This is a genomic window from Corynebacterium sp. TAE3-ERU12, assembly GCF_019209905.1.
Taxonomy (GTDB): Bacteria; Actinomycetota; Actinomycetes; order Mycobacteriales; family Mycobacteriaceae; genus Corynebacterium.
In genome coordinates this window covers 41,785-55,850 of sequence record NZ_JAHUTM010000002.1, presented here as the reverse complement: position 1 = coordinate 55,850, position 14,066 = coordinate 41,785, and the positions used below count along the sequence as shown (strand labels likewise).

At 63.1% G+C, this 14,066-nt stretch carries 20 protein-coding genes; 12 read left to right on the top strand and 8 right to left on the bottom strand.

The features are described 5' to 3' along the window. Positions 1 to 23 precede the first annotated feature (23 nt). Genes KRX51_RS06640 through KRX51_RS06625 form a run of 4 tightly spaced genes read right to left on the bottom strand, consistent with a single transcriptional unit; the run spans position 24 to position 2,595 of the window. The gene (locus KRX51_RS06640; RefSeq protein WP_370625059.1) at positions 24 to 1,421 is read right to left on the bottom strand and encodes a sensor histidine kinase; all 1,398 of its coding nucleotides are present in this window, start codon (positions 1,419 to 1,421) and stop codon (positions 24 to 26) included. Beyond that, entirely contained in the window at positions 1,418 to 2,110 is a 693-nt protein-coding gene (locus KRX51_RS06635; RefSeq protein WP_218362364.1) for a response regulator transcription factor, read from the bottom strand. The genes KRX51_RS06640 and KRX51_RS06635 overlap by 4 nt, the downstream gene beginning before the upstream one ends. 23 nt (positions 2,111 to 2,133) lie before the next feature. Next, a complete protein-coding gene (gene rpmF / locus KRX51_RS06630) occupies positions 2,134 to 2,307 on the bottom strand; it encodes a 50S ribosomal protein L32 (RefSeq protein WP_218362363.1) in 174 nt (57 codons plus the stop codon). Positions 2,308 to 2,328: 21 nt separating this feature from the next. Continuing rightward, complete coding sequence (locus tag KRX51_RS06625) at positions 2,329 to 2,595, bottom strand: type B 50S ribosomal protein L31 (protein WP_218362362.1); 267 nt, start codon at positions 2,593 to 2,595, stop codon at positions 2,329 to 2,331. Between the two features lie 303 nt (positions 2,596 to 2,898). Here KRX51_RS06625 and rpmB point away from each other — a divergent pair, with 303 nt between their 5' ends. The 7 genes from rpmB to KRX51_RS10340 all read left to right on the top strand — a co-directional run bounded on the left by rpmB (position 2,899) and on the right by KRX51_RS10340 (position 6,543). Then, positions 2,899 to 3,135, top strand: a complete 237-nt coding sequence (gene rpmB / locus KRX51_RS06620; protein ID WP_218362361.1) for a 50S ribosomal protein L28 — start codon at positions 2,899 to 2,901, stop codon at positions 3,133 to 3,135. After that, positions 3,136 to 3,300, top strand: coding sequence for a 50S ribosomal protein L33 (rpmG, locus tag KRX51_RS06615; protein WP_218362360.1), 165 nt, complete (start codon positions 3,136 to 3,138; stop codon positions 3,298 to 3,300). It begins immediately after the preceding gene. A 3-nt stretch (positions 3,301 to 3,303) separates the two neighbouring features. Beyond that, on the top strand, positions 3,304 to 3,609 hold the full coding sequence (gene rpsN / locus KRX51_RS06610) for a 30S ribosomal protein S14 (RefSeq protein WP_218362359.1): 306 nt from the start codon (positions 3,304 to 3,306) through the stop codon (positions 3,607 to 3,609). 12 nt (positions 3,610 to 3,621) lie between these two features. Continuing rightward, complete coding sequence (gene rpsR, locus KRX51_RS06605) at positions 3,622 to 3,873, top strand: 30S ribosomal protein S18 (protein WP_218362358.1); 252 nt, start codon at positions 3,622 to 3,624, stop codon at positions 3,871 to 3,873. A 99-nt stretch (positions 3,874 to 3,972) separates the two neighbouring features. Then, complete coding sequence (locus KRX51_RS06600) at positions 3,973 to 4,911, top strand: AEC family transporter (RefSeq protein WP_218362357.1); 939 nt, start codon at positions 3,973 to 3,975, stop codon at positions 4,909 to 4,911. Between the two features lie 28 nt (positions 4,912 to 4,939). Next, positions 4,940 to 5,590: a TIGR03089 family protein gene (locus tag KRX51_RS06595; protein ID WP_255549527.1), complete on the top strand. Its 651-nt coding sequence runs from the start codon at positions 4,940 to 4,942 to the stop codon at positions 5,588 to 5,590. After that, complete coding sequence (locus tag KRX51_RS10340; RefSeq protein ID WP_370625058.1) at positions 5,587 to 6,543, top strand: S41 family peptidase; 957 nt, start codon at positions 5,587 to 5,589, stop codon at positions 6,541 to 6,543. The genes KRX51_RS06595 and KRX51_RS10340 overlap by 4 nt, the downstream gene beginning before the upstream one ends. On the opposite strand, the gene purE is transcribed toward KRX51_RS10340, so the two are convergent. Continuing rightward, positions 6,540 to 7,037: a 5-(carboxyamino)imidazole ribonucleotide mutase gene (gene purE / locus KRX51_RS06585; RefSeq protein WP_218362355.1), complete on the bottom strand. Its 498-nt coding sequence runs from the start codon at positions 7,035 to 7,037 to the stop codon at positions 6,540 to 6,542. The genes KRX51_RS10340 and purE overlap by 4 nt on opposite strands. 4 nt (positions 7,038 to 7,041) lie before the next feature. Continuing rightward, a complete protein-coding gene (locus tag KRX51_RS06580) occupies positions 7,042 to 8,244 on the bottom strand; it encodes a 5-(carboxyamino)imidazole ribonucleotide synthase (RefSeq protein ID WP_370625072.1) in 1,203 nt (400 codons plus the stop codon). A gap of 25 nt (positions 8,245 to 8,269) precedes the next feature. On the opposite strand from KRX51_RS06580, the gene KRX51_RS06575 reads away from it, so the two are divergent. Continuing rightward, positions 8,270 to 9,766, top strand: a complete 1,497-nt coding sequence (locus KRX51_RS06575; RefSeq protein ID WP_218362353.1) for a DUF1846 domain-containing protein — start codon at positions 8,270 to 8,272, stop codon at positions 9,764 to 9,766. Here the strand turns inward: KRX51_RS06575 and KRX51_RS06570 are convergent. Further along, complete coding sequence (locus KRX51_RS06570) at positions 9,763 to 10,218, bottom strand: PH domain-containing protein (RefSeq protein WP_218362352.1); 456 nt, start codon at positions 10,216 to 10,218, stop codon at positions 9,763 to 9,765. The genes KRX51_RS06575 and KRX51_RS06570 overlap by 4 nt on opposite strands. Beyond that, complete coding sequence (locus tag KRX51_RS06565) at positions 10,218 to 10,979, bottom strand: biotin--[acetyl-CoA-carboxylase] ligase (RefSeq protein WP_255549526.1); 762 nt, start codon at positions 10,977 to 10,979, stop codon at positions 10,218 to 10,220. The genes KRX51_RS06570 and KRX51_RS06565 overlap by 1 nt, the downstream gene beginning before the upstream one ends. A gap of 63 nt (positions 10,980 to 11,042) precedes the next feature. Here KRX51_RS06565 and KRX51_RS06560 point away from each other — a divergent pair, with 63 nt between their 5' ends. From KRX51_RS06560 to KRX51_RS06545, 4 genes are read left to right on the top strand one after another with little or no spacing between them, the layout of a single operon-like run. Further along, on the top strand, positions 11,043 to 12,365 hold the full coding sequence (locus KRX51_RS06560) for an acyl-CoA carboxylase subunit beta (protein WP_218362350.1): 1,323 nt from the start codon (positions 11,043 to 11,045) through the stop codon (positions 12,363 to 12,365). Continuing rightward, entirely contained in the window at positions 12,362 to 12,538 is a 177-nt protein-coding gene (locus tag KRX51_RS06555; protein WP_218362349.1) for an acyl-CoA carboxylase epsilon subunit, read from the top strand. Before KRX51_RS06560 ends, KRX51_RS06555 begins: the two co-directional genes overlap by 4 nt. Beyond that, positions 12,538 to 13,164: a nucleoside triphosphate pyrophosphatase gene (locus KRX51_RS06550; protein ID WP_218362348.1), complete on the top strand. Its 627-nt coding sequence runs from the start codon at positions 12,538 to 12,540 to the stop codon at positions 13,162 to 13,164. The genes KRX51_RS06555 and KRX51_RS06550 overlap by 1 nt, the downstream gene beginning before the upstream one ends. 9 nt (positions 13,165 to 13,173) lie before the next feature. Further along, positions 13,174 to 14,058 carry a sulfurtransferase gene (locus KRX51_RS06545; RefSeq protein ID WP_218362347.1) on the top strand — a complete coding sequence of 295 codons (885 nt, stop codon included), beginning with the start codon at positions 13,174 to 13,176 and terminating at the stop codon, positions 14,056 to 14,058. The last annotated feature ends 8 nt before the right edge of the window (positions 14,059 to 14,066 follow it).

The window sequence follows — 14,066 nt, the reverse complement described above, 5'->3', positions numbered from 1 at the left end:
TCAGCTGGCAAACGGCTAAGTGTTCACGATGAAACAGTGGGTAATCCTGTTAATTCTGGGGACCCCGGTATGTGGGCGCGCATTAATGCGCCGCCGCTCGGGCTTTCCTCAGCGACAATATCGCCGCCGTGGCGTTGGATCACCTGCTGCACAATTGCCAGGCCAAGGCCAGATCCGGGCATCGAACGGGACTGCACACTACGGTAAAAACGCTCAAAGACTTTCTGCCGATCTTCCTCAGGAATTCCCGGACCAGAATCAGCGACCGTCAATTCGGCCACGCCGTCGGAAAGCTCACGCAGCCGGACCGTGACCTCTCCCCCAGTCGGCGACCACTTAGCCGCATTATCCAGCAGGTTCAGCGTGGCCCGCCCCAGCGCAGCGGGATCACCATTGAGGTACCAGTCACAGGATTGGACGTCGAAGGTGACGTCGGAACGCCGCCGGGTAGCCCGAGTAAGCGCATTATCCAGCACTTCCCCAAAGTCCACCGGCTCCGTGACCTGCTGGGGGCCGTCCTCACGGGCCAGATCCACCAGGTCACCAACCAACGTGGACAATTCCTCAATCTGGGCGAGCACATCGGCCTCAAGGGCGTCGCGATCCTCCTGCGGAATGCGGGCCTCCGCACCGGGCCGAGACGCCATCATTAACAACTCAACATTGGTGCGCAACGAGGTCAACGGGGTCTTCAACTCATGGCCGGCATCGGCAACAAGCTCAGCCTGCCGCTGGCGGGAGGCCTCCAGCGCGCGCAGCATGTCATTGAAACTCGTGGTCAGGCGGGCCAGCTCATCATCGCCATGCACCGGGATGGGCCGCAGCTCATCAGTGACCGTGACCCGCTCGGCCGCGCGACGCAGCCTGGACACTGGGCGCAAACCGGCGGTGGCAACAGTCATGCCCGCACCGAGGGCGAAAATAATCCCCAACAGCGCAATGCCGAAAAGCACAGAACCCAGCGCGCGAAGCACCGAATCAGTCGAATCCATGTCCTGGGCGAGGATGAGAGCGCCACCAGAATCATCATGCAAGGCGTAAATGCGCTGATTGGTGGAATCATCAGTGCGCAATGAATTCGCCCGATTGCCGCGGATCACGGCCAACTCCGGGCCGCCGAGAGTAATCACACCACCACGACCGGTGACCCGGCCCGGGGCGAAAAACATCGCGTCAAGGTCCGGGTTGAGGATCTTGAGGGCGTCGGCGGTCACAGCCGGTTCAATGGCGAACTCAGAACCATATGGCGAATTCAGCAGCTGCTGGGCTTGGGATTTCAGGTTCTCGTCCACCTCCCGGTACAGGGTGGCCTGCACAGTGAGGTAGGCGGTACCGGTCATCAGCGCCATAGCAGCGGCGACGATGCCTGCGGTGAATAGCGTCAGCCGCCACCGCAGCGACATTCCGGACCGTTCGGTCACGGGGCGGCCTCGCGCAGCACATAGCCCACACCACGCACGGTGTGGATAAGACGCGGCTCGCCCTCCGATTCAGTCTTGCGGCGCAGGTAGCCGATATAGACCTCGAGGGCGTTGCCGGAGGTCGGGAAGTCATAACCCCACACGTCTTCCAGGATGGCGGTGCGGGTAAGCACTCGGCGGGGGTTATTCATCAGAAGTTCCATCAGCGCAAACTCAGTGCGGGTGAGGGAAATCGGGCGCTGCCCACGAAAGACCTCGCGGGTATCCGGGTCGAGGCTTAAATCTTCGAAAGTGAGGGTGGCGGAGTCCTCGGCCGTGGCGGGCTCAAGGGCTGCGCGGCGAAGCAACGACCGCACTCGGGCGAGCAGCTCTTCGAGTGCGAACGGCTTCGGCAGGTAATCATCCGCTCCGGCATCGAGGCCGAAGACACGCTCAGAGACCGAATTTCGGGCAGTAAGCATAAGGACGGGCAGGTCGTCGCCTTCGCTCCGCAGAGCGCGGCAGACGTCCAGCCCGTCCATTTTGGGCATCATGACGTCCAGGATGGCCAGGTCCGGGCGGTCAGCAGCGATCTTGGCGAGCGCTTCTTCACCGTCGGTGGCCATCTCAACGGAATAACCGTTGAAGGTCAGCGACCGCCGTAGCGAATCGCGGACAGCCTGGTCGTCGTCCACAACGAGGATTTTCATGGCCTCATTGTATGACTAGATGTTTAGAGCTTGTCGACGTCGACGAGACCGAGCTGGGCGGCCTTGGTCAGACGGCGGGGGATCTTGTACTCCTGGCCGTCGATATTGACGGGCTGCAGGGCGACGTTATTCGCCTTCCACTGCGAGCGGCGGGTGCGGGTATTAGCCCGCGACATGCGGCGCTTGGGAACTGCCATGGTTTTTCTCCTTCCCGATCTTTAGGACTTCTTGGAACGACGGATGCGGTTGCCGTACCGACGCTGGAACTTCTCGACGCGGCCCGCGGTGTCCATGACGCGCTGAGCGCCAGTCCAGAACGGGTGCGATTCGCTGGTGACGTCAACGACGATGAGCGGGTACTCATTGCCGTCTTCCCACTCAACGGTGCGCTGGGAGGTGGCGGTGGAGCGGGTCAGGAACTTGGTTCCGGTGCCCGCATCCTGGAAGACCACCGGGTGGTAGTCGGGATGGATATCCTTCTTCATGCGTTAATCCCTCAGGGTTGAACTACAGGTCGGTCCCGGGTCGTAGGCGCCCGGGTCGTGCCTGAGTTGGGTTCGCGTGCTTACAAACGGGACACCCTACCGTTTCTTGGCCCGCCAGCGAAATCGCACCCCACAGAACAGCGATTAGGCCTTGTGGGCAGATACCTGTATGATTCTCATTCGCTGTTGTCTGAACATTCGTTGAACGCCTCGTGCCGTGCACGCTGGCGCCCCACGGCTATTGCCTTGTGGTGCGGCGCCGCTTCACCCGGTGCAGGCGTACAAAAGAGCAAAGGAAGACCTATGTCGGCATATTGCCAGGTCACGGGCCGGAAGCCGAGCTTCGGCAAGTCCGTGTCCCACTCGCACCGCCGCACTTCGCGTCGGTGGAACCCGAACATCCAGAAGAAGAAGTACTACCTCGCATCTGAGGGCCGCACCGTTACGTTGAACGTGTCGCCCAAGGGAATCAAGACCATCGACAAGCTCGGTATCGAGGCCGTTGTGGCTCGTATCCGCGCGCGTGGGGAGAAGATCTAGATGGCACGTAATGACATCCGGCCGATCATCAAGCTGAAGTCGACCGCTGGCACGGGCTACACCTACGTCACGCGCAAGAACAAGCGGAATAATCCCGATCGGATCACGCTGAAGAAGTTCGACCCGATTGCCCGTAAGCACGTCGATTTCCGCGAGGAGCGATAATTCATGGCTAAGAAGTCCAAGATCGCGAAGAACGAGCAGCGCAAGGAAATCGTCGCCCGCTACGCCGAGCGTCGCGCAGAGCTCAAGCGCATCATCAAGAGCCCCGAGTCCACTGACGAGCAGCGGATGGAAGCTCAGTACGAGCTCAACCGCCAGCCCCGTGACGCCTCCCCGGTGCGTGTCCGCAACCGCGACAACGCCGACGGCCGTCCCCGTGGCTACCTCCGTAAGTTCGGTCTCTCCCGCGTCCGCGTCCGTGAAATGGCGCACCGCGGTGAGCTGCCCGGCGTCCGCAAGTCCAGCTGGTAAGGGAGAACCTCAATGAAGCGCACTAATAGCTCGAAGAAGGCGCGGATGGAGCAGTCCCGCCGCCCGAAGAAGAACCCCTTGAAGGCCGCCGGCATCGAGACCGTCGACTACAAGGACATCAACCTGCTTCGCCAGTTCATCTCCGACCGGGGCAAGATCCGCTCCCGTCGCGTGACTGGCCTGACCCCGCAGCAGCAGCGTCAGGTTGCCACTGCTGTGAAGAACGCTCGAGAGATGGCCCTGCTGCCGTTCTCTAGCCGCTAGTTTTTCCCGCTCGCACAGCGAGTGTGCGAACAACAGCGTCGGCGGGCCCGCCACGTCTTCGGACGTGGTGGGTCCGCTTTTTCTGTGTAGGAGGCACAGGTGCTCGATATCCTCACCGGGTTCGGCTCCGTGGCCATCCTGGTTCTCGCCGGGTGGCTCGTCGGCCGCTCCGGGGTGCTCGGCAAATCCGGCGGCACCGCGGTGACCATGGTGGTGTTCTGGGTCGCCATGCCATGCCTGCTCATCCACACCCTCGCCGAGCGGGATATGTCCCACGTCCTCGGCCAGGCCTTCATCGTCGCCGCTGGTTCCGCAGCGGTCACCGCGGCGCTCTACGCTGTGATTGCCACCGGCTTCCTCGGCCAAAAAGGCGCGGAGCGCATCGTCGGCGCTATGTCGGCGAGCTATAACAACGTCGCGAACCTAGGTATCCCCATCATCGCGGCCACTATCGGCAACCCGGCCGTCGTCGTGCCAGCCCTGCTATTTCAAATTGCGCTCTACGCTCCCCTGTCGCTGACCACGCTGGACCTGATGACCTCACGGCGCGGCATTAATCTCGCCCGCATTCTGCGCACCCCATTCCAGAACCCAATGACCATCGCCGCTGTGGTCGGCCTGGTGTTATCGCAGGTGCCGTGGAGCTTGCCGACGTTGGTAGCCCAGCCCGTCGGCATGCTTGCCGACGCAGCGGTCCCGATGGCGCTTCTCGCTTTTGGTATTTCGATGCACGGCCAACCGGTACTGCGGCGCGGCATTTCACCACGTCGGGCAGTGGCGGTGGCATCAACGCTGAAACTCACCGTGCACCCCTTCGCAGCCTGGGCAATTGGTACCGCTATTGGCATGTCCGGGCAGGCGCTCATGGCCGCGGTGATTGTTGCCGCCCTGCCGACCGCGCAGAACGTATTCACCTACTCCACGAAATACCGGGAGCACACGGCGGTTGCCACAGTGCAGGCCCGCGACTGTGGGCTGCTGACCTCCGCCCTGGTCACGCCGGTAGTGCTACTGATCGTGGTGCTGTTAGGCGGTTAGCATGGGCCGCGTGGATATTGTGCGCACAATGTTTCAGACCAATCCCGGGGCTCCCCGACTCACCTGTTATGACGAGGTGACCGGGGGGCGGACCGACTTAAGCTCAGCAACACTGGATAACTGGGCGTCGAAGACCGCCAATTTCCTGCACGAGGAACTCGACCTCGAAGCTGGCGACACCATCTGGATTGACCTGCCACTGATCTGGCCGGCCGGCTGCATTATCGCCGGGGCGCTACGTGCCGGGGTGGAGCTGAGTGCTGCAGAGCCGATGGCGGTGTTCACCACCGTCGCCAACCTTGCGGAATGGGAAAACCGCTGCCCCGACGCAGTGCTCTGCGCAGTCACTGACGACGCTTTCGGCCGCGGCGTCGTCGAATGCGGTGGGGAAATCCCGCCGGGCGTGATCGATTTTGGCCCCGAGGTCCGCATGTACGCCGATGATTACCTCGGCGCCGGCGCAGGCCCCGACCAACCAGTATGCGAAGGCCAGACTCTCGACGAGATCATCAATGGCGTCGATATGCCGCATGGTGCCCGAGTACTTTTCAGCGGCGAGCGCCTCGACGTGGCTGCGTTACTGGCGCCCTGGGCGGCAGATGGTTCAGTAGTTGCGGTACGCGGCGGAGATGACGCCCGCTGTGCTGAGATTGCTGAGCGAGAAAAAGTGACCCAGTGAAGAAATGGTTCGGGGCTGCGTTCGCCGCCATCGTTATCAGCGCCCTGATGGTCGTGTGGCACTTCGGCCCGATGGTGGGCACTGCTCTGCGGGGAAAGCCGTTCTTTCTCATGCCGCCGTCGCCGCAACGGTACGCACAATTCGTTCTGGATTATGCGGAGCTCAATGCGCTCTACGGCTACTCCCCCGAATACGCTGAGGCCAAAAAAGAAGCGCTGGCCACAGCCGAGCACGCCGAATCCACTGAGGCACTGTGGCCGGTATTAGCCAAGGCCGTCAAGGTCGCCGGGAGTCAGCATTCCAATCTGGTACCGCCGGATGAAGTGAAAGAAACCCAGAATTCCAATGTGGAACCGGAGGTCCGAGGCGGCACGAGGATGGAGATCACAGTGCCGGCCTATATGGCTGGCGGCACACTGACCCCAGAGCAGTACGCCAACCGGATTGCTGAGGGCATCGCGCGCGAAGCTAAGGCCGGGGCCTGCGGTGCAGTGGTGGATCTGCGTGGCAATCGCGGCGGCGATATGGGTCCGATGATCGCGGGATTATCCCCGCTGCTGCCGGACGGCACGGTCATGTCATTCAGCCATCGGGATGGAGATTCGCCCGTGCGTCTCGACGGTAACTCGGTGACCGGCGGCGGTACTCCGACTGAGGCAACCGCCGTCGGCAAGATAGACCTGCCAGTAGCGGTGCTCGTCGATGGGGATACCGCAAGTTCGGCCGAGGCCGTGATGTTGGCCTTCCGCGGCCTGGACTACTCGCGTAGCTTCGGTACACCGACCGCAGGCTACCCGTCGGCGAATATGACAATCGAGTTGCCCGACGGCGCTCTCCTCATCCTCACCATTGCTGGGGATAAGGACCGCACTGGTCAGATCTACCTGGACGAACCACTTCGTCCCGACGGTGGCGATATGGACGCCTGGTTGTCCAGCCAGGGCTGCAGTTAACCCAGCAGTTTCTCACGCAGGGCGCGGTCCTTTTCCAGCACCGCATCACGCATATCGTCCTGGTAGGTGGCCATCTTCTCGCGCAGGTCAGCGTCAGTGGCGCCGAGAATGCGCACCGCCAACAGGCCGGCGTTCTTCGACTGGCCGACACCGACCGTTGCCACCGGCACACCGCCGGGCATCTGCACGATAGACAGCAAGGAGTCCACGCCCTCGAGGTTGTCCAACGGGCGGGGCACACCGATGACGGGCAACGGGGTGGCTGCAGCGACCATGCCGGGCAAATGAGCAGCACCGCCGGCACCGGCGATAATCACCTTGAGGCCACGGTCAGCGGCATTCTTGGCGTAATCCAGCATGCGTTCCGGGGTGCGGTGGGCGCTGACCACACCGACCTCGAAGGGCACACCGAACTCGGCCAGAGCTTCAGCGGCGGGTTTCATGGTGGGCCAGTCAGAATCACTGCCCATAATCAGGCCAACAACAGGGTTCATCGTTTCAGTCCTTCGGGTATCCATCGGCCCACACGGCCGAGACAATAAAACCAGCGGCTAGTTCCGCAGCACGCCGGGTGGCGGCGGCATCAGTGCCGGTGATGTTGACATGACCGAGCTTACGACCCGGCCGGTGGCCCTTGCCGTACCAGTGGAACTTCGCCGTCGGGAAGCGCCGCCACACCTCAGCACACCGATCCGACAGCGACATCTCGGGGTCTTCATCAGCGCCAAGAGTATTTGCCATGGCGGTAAACGGCGCAGTCGGTTCAATACTGCCCAAGGGCATATCGGCAACTGCACGTAAGTGCTGCTCAAACTGGCTGGTAGTGCAGCCATCCTGAGTCCAGTGGCCAGTATTATGCGGGCGCATCGCCAGCTCATTGACCGAAATCTCCGGCTGGCCAGCACCGTCGCGGGTCTCAAAAAGCTCCACGGCCAACACACCAGTGACATCCAACTCGGTGGCAATACGAGTGGCCAGTTCCTGGGCGCGGGCGGCGACGTCGGCAGGCAAATCCGGGGCCGGGGCAATAGCGGCGACACAGATGCCATCACGCTGCACTGACTCAATAACCGGCCAGGCCACAACCTCACCGGATGGGGTGCGCGCACACATGGCGGAAAGCTCACGCACGAGGTCTACTTTCTTCTCCGCCATCAAGGGAACGCCGTCGGCAAGCAACCGCTCGACCAAGTCGGGCAGCTCCTCCGGGGTCGGGAACCACACGCCCTTGCCGTCATAACCACCACGGCGGGCCTTCAAGCACACCGCGCCACCGACGGCCTCAGCGAAACCACGGGCATCGTCGACGGACTCGATAGGCAAGAAAATCGGCACCGGGGCGCCGATCTCGCGCAGCCGCTTACGCATCACCAACTTGTCCTGGGCATGCTGCAAAGCAGCCGGGCCGGGTTGGACGCTATGACCGTCGGCAAGCAACGCCTGCAAATGCTCAGTCGGCACATGCTCATGGTCGAAAGTGACCGCACGCGAACCGGCGCACACGCGGCGCAGATCATCGAGATTCGTGTAATCACCTTGGGTGATATCGGCGATGACCTGGGCGGCCGAGGAGTCGGGACTGCCAGCCAGGAGGCGCAAAGGCTGACCGAGCTCAACAGCGGCGGTCTGCATCATGCGGGCTAACTGGCCGTCCCCGATAACTGCAATGGGCGAAGGATTGTGGGTGCTCACAGCACTCATCATAAGGCCGGTAGAATTCGGGGCCATGCCAGCCTTCGCAGCAGGATTCGACCGCGATAAATACATTGCTCTGCAATCGGAGCACATCCGCCGCCGCCGAGAAGCCATCGGCGGCAAGTTATACCTGGAGATGGGCGGGAAACTCTTCGACGATTTCCACGCCTCCCGGGTGCTGCCCGGCTTCGAACCGGACACCAAAATCGCCATGCTGGAGCAAATCCAGGACGAGATGGAAATCCTGGTGTGCATCAACGCCCAGGACCTGCGCCGCAAAAAAGTCCGCGCAGACCTCGGCATCCCCTATGAAGAAGACCTACTGCGCATCGTCGACGCCTTCCGGGACCGCGGATTCCTCGCCCAGCACGTAGTACTGACCCATTTCGAGGAAGATAATCACGCCGCCGTGGCCTTCCGGGACCGCCTGGAACGCCTTGGGCTGACAGTGTCCCTGCACCGCATCATCCCCGGCTACCCCGCCGACGCGGACCGTATCGTCAGCGACGAAGGGTTCGGGCGCAATGATTTCGCCGAAACCACCCGCGATGTTGTGGTGGTCACCGCACCGGGGCCCGGTTCCGGCAAACTCGCCACCTGCCTGTCGCAGATTTACCACGAGTACACCCGCGGGCAGGAAGCCGGCTACGCCAAATTTGAAACCTTCCCGATCTGGAACCTCCCCATCGACCACCCGGTGAATATGGCCTACGAAGCCGCCACCGCGGACCTGGACGATGTGAATATGATCGACCCCTTCCACCTATCCGCGCACGGCACCCTGGCGGTGAACTACAACCGCGACGTGGAGGTATTCCCGCTGCTCAAGCACTTGCTGGAGCGTATTTCGGGCGCCTCGCCCTACGAGTCACCCACCGATATGGGCGTCAATATGGCCGGTTTCGCGATCTGCGATGACGGGGCCTGCCGCTCAGCAGCAGAACAGGAAGTCATCCGCCGGTTCTATAAGGCCCTCGTTGATGAACGCCGCGCGGAGGCCGACTCAGTGGTCTCGGACCGGATTGCGATCACCATGGGCAAGATGGGGCTCAGCCGCGGAATGCGCCCGGTGGTGGACCCGGCGGTGCAGCTGGCTCAGCAGACCAACGCCCCAGCCTCGGCGATTGAGCTTGCCGACGGCACGATCATCACCGGCAAGACCTCTGCCCTGCTCGGCTGCTCGGCGGCAATGCTGCTCAACGCGCTGAAACACCTAGCCGGGATCGACCCGTCGGTGAAGCTACTCGCCCCCGGGGCCATTGAGCCGATTCAGCGACTCAAAGTGGAACACCTGGGCTCACAAAACCCCAGGCTGCACACTGACGAGGTCCTTATTGCCCTGTCGACCTCGGCGGATACTGACGATAACGCCCGGCGCGCACTGAGCAAGATCGCGGAACTACGCGGGCGTGACGTGCACACAACAACAATCCTGGGCAGCGTCGATGAGGGAATCTTCCGCAACCTGGGCATTCTGGTGACCTCCGAGCCGGAATACCAGGTGCGTTCGCTATACCGGAAGCGCTAGCCCGTCATCATCCGCAAGATGGTGCGGATTTTCGGCACATCCCGGATAGCCATCGGCGGGTGATAAGCATCGACGTGCAACAGCAGGGTATTGCCGGCCCGGGTGGCGCCGGCGATCTCGGTGAGGTGGACAGTGACCACGGCCCGGCGCAGCACACCGCGGCGCAGGATGACGCGCTGGTTGGTGAGTACAAACCGCTCCCCCAGCCAGCGCAGCCCGGGCAGCACAGTGCGCCAACCCACCACGGCGAGCCAACCCAGCACCAGCGCGCTGCGCAGCCAGGCTAATTCGCTGCCATTGAACAGCGAACCGTCGAGAACCCCGATCAGTATCCAGGCCACACCGGTGGCGAGGATCAGCTCCAGCAGCGGCAACACCAGCCGCCCAAAGGTGGGGTTGACGTCGATGCGTACGTATTCGCCGGGGAAAAGTTCGTCGTCGGGGAAAGCCATTACTGCACCGGCCGCAGGTGGGTGACATCACCGGCGCTGACGATGTGGGTGCGGCCCGAATCGTCGGTAAGCACAAGTTCGCCGGTGTGCTGGACGTCGGTGGCAGTGCCGACAATGGCGCGATCGCCGGGCAGGTCCGCGCGTACCTCCTGGCCGATGGTGGCGCAGTGGGCGCGGAAGGCGTCGAGGAAATTCCCGCGGTCGTACTGCCACTGCTCGAGGCGGTGGTCAAAGGCATTGCAGACACCAATGACCACGTCTTCGCCGCTGCTGGGGTGGCCCAGCAGGCGCAGTGAGGTCGCGTGCGCAACAGGCAGCTCCGCGGCGGTCATATCGGTATTGATGCCGATGCCGATCACCAGTACCGGCGGGGTGAGGGTGGCTGCTTCGACAAGGATGCCGCAGATCTTCTTGCCGTCGACGAGCACATCATTGGGCCATTTCAGCTGCGCCTGGACGCCGAGGCCGGCGAGCGTATCGCGCACCGCCATCCCGGCCACCAGGGGCAGCAGCCCGAAGTCGGTGTTGTGGGGGCGGATGATGATGCTCATGGCGACGGTGGCGTGCGGTGGGGCGACCCAGCTGCGGTTGAGGCGGCCGCGGCCAGCGCGCTGATCCGAGGTGACCACCACGGTGCGGTCGGCGGCGGTGGCGGCGATCCGCATGGCGTCGGCATTGGTGGATTGGGTGTGATCGAGTACCTGCACATCCCGCCCGGGGAGACCGGCGTGGATGGCGGCAGCATCCAGGGGTGCACGCATGGCGACCAGCATAGCGGCGCGCCCGACACCGCTGTTACCGCTTCGCAACGTAGACTTTCCCGCATGAGCACAGCTGCAGACGCCAAAACTACGGCCGGAAAACTCGCTGACCTGCAGCGTCGTTTGGCGAAGTCGCGTGCCCCGCTGGGTGAGGACGCCCTCGCCGAACTGCGCGATACTGGTCGGCTCACCGCCCGTGACCAGGTAACCGCCCTGCTGGACGAGGATTCTTTCGTAGAGATCGATGCCCTCGCCCGCCGACGTGGTGAGAATCCGGGCCCGGTCACCGATGGTGCAATCACTGGCTACGGCACGGTCGATGGCCGCCCGGTATGTGTCGCCGCGCAGGACGCCACTATCGAAAATGGGCAACTGGGTGAAGTCAGCGGGGAGAAAATCGCGAAGGTCATTGAGCTGGCGGTAAAAAGCGGCACCCCGGTGGTGACGTTCTATACCGACGCCGGCACCCGCGAGGCCGATGATGTGGCCGCCCTGGGCCTGCAGTCCCGCATTTTTGCCGCAGCCGCGAATGCTTCCGGCGTGGTGCCGCAGGTGGCGGTGGTGTCCGGCCCACGGTCGCAGGATGTGCACCCGGCTGAGCTTGCCGACGTTGTGATCGGCGCGGGCTCCGGCCCGGCCTATATTGAGGCCCTTGATGACGCCGAGGCGGTGCGGTTGGCCCGTGAGGTGCTCAGCTACTTGCCGTCGAATAATCGGGCTGAGGCGCCGCGCTATGAGGTGCCGCCGACCCCCCATGACGATCCGGTGCTGGACAGTATCGTGCCGGATGATGGCAGTGGTTATGGCATGGCGGAGGTGCTGTTCCGAATCGCCGATGATGCGGAACTATTGCCGCTGGGTGATGAGGCTGCCCCGTCGATGCTGACCACCTTCGCCCGGATTGATGGCGCCCCGGTGGGTGTGGTGGCCACGGAGCCGAAGGAGTCCGGCGGTGTGGTGACCGGGGAGGCCGCGGAGAAGGCCGCCCGGTTTGTGCGTACCTGTGATGCTTTCCATATCCCGGTTGTGTTGTTGGTGGACACCTGTGGTTTCGCCGATGAGCCCGGTATCGCCCGGCGCGGCGCGAAGCTGGCCTACGCCCTGGCGGAGGCCACCGTCGGCCGGGTGACTGTGATTACCGGCCAGGCCACCGGCACTGCCTACAGTGTGCTGGGCGCGAAGGGCCTGGGCACGGATGTGAATCTGGCGTGGCCGACTGCCCGGATTGGGCACGGCGATGACCCGTATGTGGCTGCGGCGCGCGGTGATGTGGATGCGGTGATCCCGCCGGCGCATACCCGCCCCCAGCTCATTGAGAGCCTGCACTTGCTGCAGCGTAAGGCAGTGCCGTCCCCGGAACGTAAGCATGGGAATCAGCCACTATGACCGATTTTGAGATTCGTAAAGGTAACCCCACCGAGGCTGAGCACGCCGCGCTTGCCGACGTGTTGAGCCGGTTAACGGCCCGGCGCAGCCCCACCAGGGATGGTTGGGCAAGCCGGGATCGGGATCGTTCCGCGACGAGCCCGGGGAGTTTTCTGCGTTCCGGGAAGCGCTGATGCACCGGATTATTTTGGCGTCGAGCTCGCCCTCACGACTGGCGGTACTGCGTAATGCCGGGGTCGAACCACAGGTCATTGCCCCTGAGGTGGATGAGGACGCGATCCTGGCGGAATTGCATGCTGCTGGCCCGCACACCACGGTGTGTACTTTGGCGCGGGCCAAAGCTGCTGCCGTTGCGGTGGATTCCGGCCCGGAGGAGGTCAGCGTCGTTATCGCCTGTGATTCGATGCTGCTGCTCGACGGGCAGCTCTCCGGGAAGCCGCATGAGGTTGCGGAGTGCATTCGGCGGTGGCGGCAGCAGCGTGGGCGCACGGCTGAGTTGATTACCGGGCACTGCATCACGATTCGTCGGCCAGGACAAGCCGATGCGGTCAGCGCTGATGCGGTGTCGACCTTGGTGTGCTTCGGCACCCCGTCGGATGCTGATATCGAAGCGTATGCGCGCACTGGTGAGCCGCTGGGCTGTGCTGGTGCGTTTACCCTGGAGGCCCTGGGTGGTTGGTTTATTGATGGGGTCGATGGGGACCCGTCGAGTGTGCTGGGGCTGTCTTTGCCCCTGATCCGGCGGACACTTGCCGCCCATGAGCTGGATATATCCGATTTCTGGAATAAGCGCGGTTAGGCTGGTGGCATGTCCGTTCCGCATGACCCGCATGCCCCATTCCAGGAATACGCACACCCCGAGTCGCTGGTGTCCAGCAGTTGGCTGGCGGCTTGTCTAGGCACACCTGGGCTACGGGTGGTCGAGTCCGATGAGGATGCGCTGCTTTACGATATTGGGCATATTCCCGGTGCGGTGCGCATCGACTGGCATAAGGACCTCAACGACGCTGTTACCCGCGATTATGTAGACGCGGAGGCGTTCGCGGAGCTGATGCGTAAATCCGGCATTTCCCGCGATGACACCGTGGTGATCTATGGCGATAAGTCCAACTGGTGGGCTGCCTACACGCTGTGGGTTTTCGAGCTTTTTGGGCATCCCGACGTCCGGCTCCTCGATGGCGGCCGCGATGCGTGGATGACCGAGGAACGCGATACCAGCTTCGAGGTGCCCGAATACCCGCGCAGCGACTACCCCGTGGTGGAGCGTTCCGACGCTCAGCAGCGGGCGTTCTTCCCCGAGGTGCTGGACCTGATGGGCAAGGGCACCTTGATTGATGTGCGGACCCCGGAGGAGTTCAGCGGCAACCGCACGCATATGGCGGATTATCCGCAAGAAGGTGTGCTGCGTGGTGGGCATATCCCCACGGCGCGCAATATTCCGTGGTCGGAGGCGGTGCACCCGAATTCGCGGTTCCGGTCCCGGGCCGACTTGGAGCGGGTGTACGGCGACTTAGCTGATGACACCGTCGTCTACTGCCGGATCGGTGAGCGTTCGGCCCATACCTGGTTCGTGCTGCGGCACCTGCTGGGGTGGGAGAATGTACGAAACTATGACGGTTCCTGGGTGGAGTGGGGCAATATGATCCGGATGCCGGTGGCCAGGGGTGCAGAACCCGGCGAGCCGCCAGCCTGATCCGAGCC

Coding starts and splice junctions, on each gene's coding strand:
- KRX51_RS06635 (WP_218362364.1), bottom strand. CDS start 2,110: ATGAAAATCCTCGTTGTGGACGACGACCAGGCTGTCCGCGATTCGCTA.
- rpmF (WP_218362363.1), bottom strand. CDS start 2,307: ATGGCAGTTCCCAAGCGCCGCATGTCGCGGGCTAATACCCGCACCCGC.
- KRX51_RS06625 (WP_218362362.1), bottom strand. CDS start 2,595: ATGAAGAAGGATATCCATCCCGACTACCACCCGGTGGTCTTCCAGGAT.
- rpmB (WP_218362361.1), top strand. CDS start 2,899: ATGTCGGCATATTGCCAGGTCACGGGCCGGAAGCCGAGCTTCGGCAAG.
- rpmG (WP_218362360.1), top strand. CDS start 3,136: ATGGCACGTAATGACATCCGGCCGATCATCAAGCTGAAGTCGACCGCT.
- rpsN (WP_218362359.1), top strand. CDS start 3,304: ATGGCTAAGAAGTCCAAGATCGCGAAGAACGAGCAGCGCAAGGAAATC.
- rpsR (WP_218362358.1), top strand. CDS start 3,622: ATGAAGCGCACTAATAGCTCGAAGAAGGCGCGGATGGAGCAGTCCCGC.
- KRX51_RS06595 (WP_255549527.1), top strand. CDS start 4,940: ATGTTTCAGACCAATCCCGGGGCTCCCCGACTCACCTGTTATGACGAG.
- purE (WP_218362355.1), bottom strand. CDS start 7,037: ATGAACCCTGTTGTTGGCCTGATTATGGGCAGTGATTCTGACTGGCCC.
- KRX51_RS06580 (WP_370625072.1), bottom strand. CDS start 8,244: ATGAGTGCTGTGAGCACCCACAATCCTTCGCCCATTGCAGTTATCGGG.
- KRX51_RS06575 (WP_218362353.1), top strand. CDS start 8,270: ATGCCAGCCTTCGCAGCAGGATTCGACCGCGATAAATACATTGCTCTG.
- KRX51_RS06570 (WP_218362352.1), bottom strand. CDS start 10,218: ATGGCTTTCCCCGACGACGAACTTTTCCCCGGCGAATACGTACGCATC.
- KRX51_RS06565 (WP_255549526.1), bottom strand. CDS start 10,979: ATGCGTGCACCCCTGGATGCTGCCGCCATCCACGCCGGTCTCCCCGGG.
- KRX51_RS06560 (WP_218362350.1), top strand. CDS start 11,043: ATGAGCACAGCTGCAGACGCCAAAACTACGGCCGGAAAACTCGCTGAC.
- KRX51_RS06555 (WP_218362349.1), top strand. CDS start 12,362: ATGACCGATTTTGAGATTCGTAAAGGTAACCCCACCGAGGCTGAGCAC.
- KRX51_RS06550 (WP_218362348.1), top strand. CDS start 12,538: ATGCACCGGATTATTTTGGCGTCGAGCTCGCCCTCACGACTGGCGGTA.
- KRX51_RS06545 (WP_218362347.1), top strand. CDS start 13,174: ATGTCCGTTCCGCATGACCCGCATGCCCCATTCCAGGAATACGCACAC.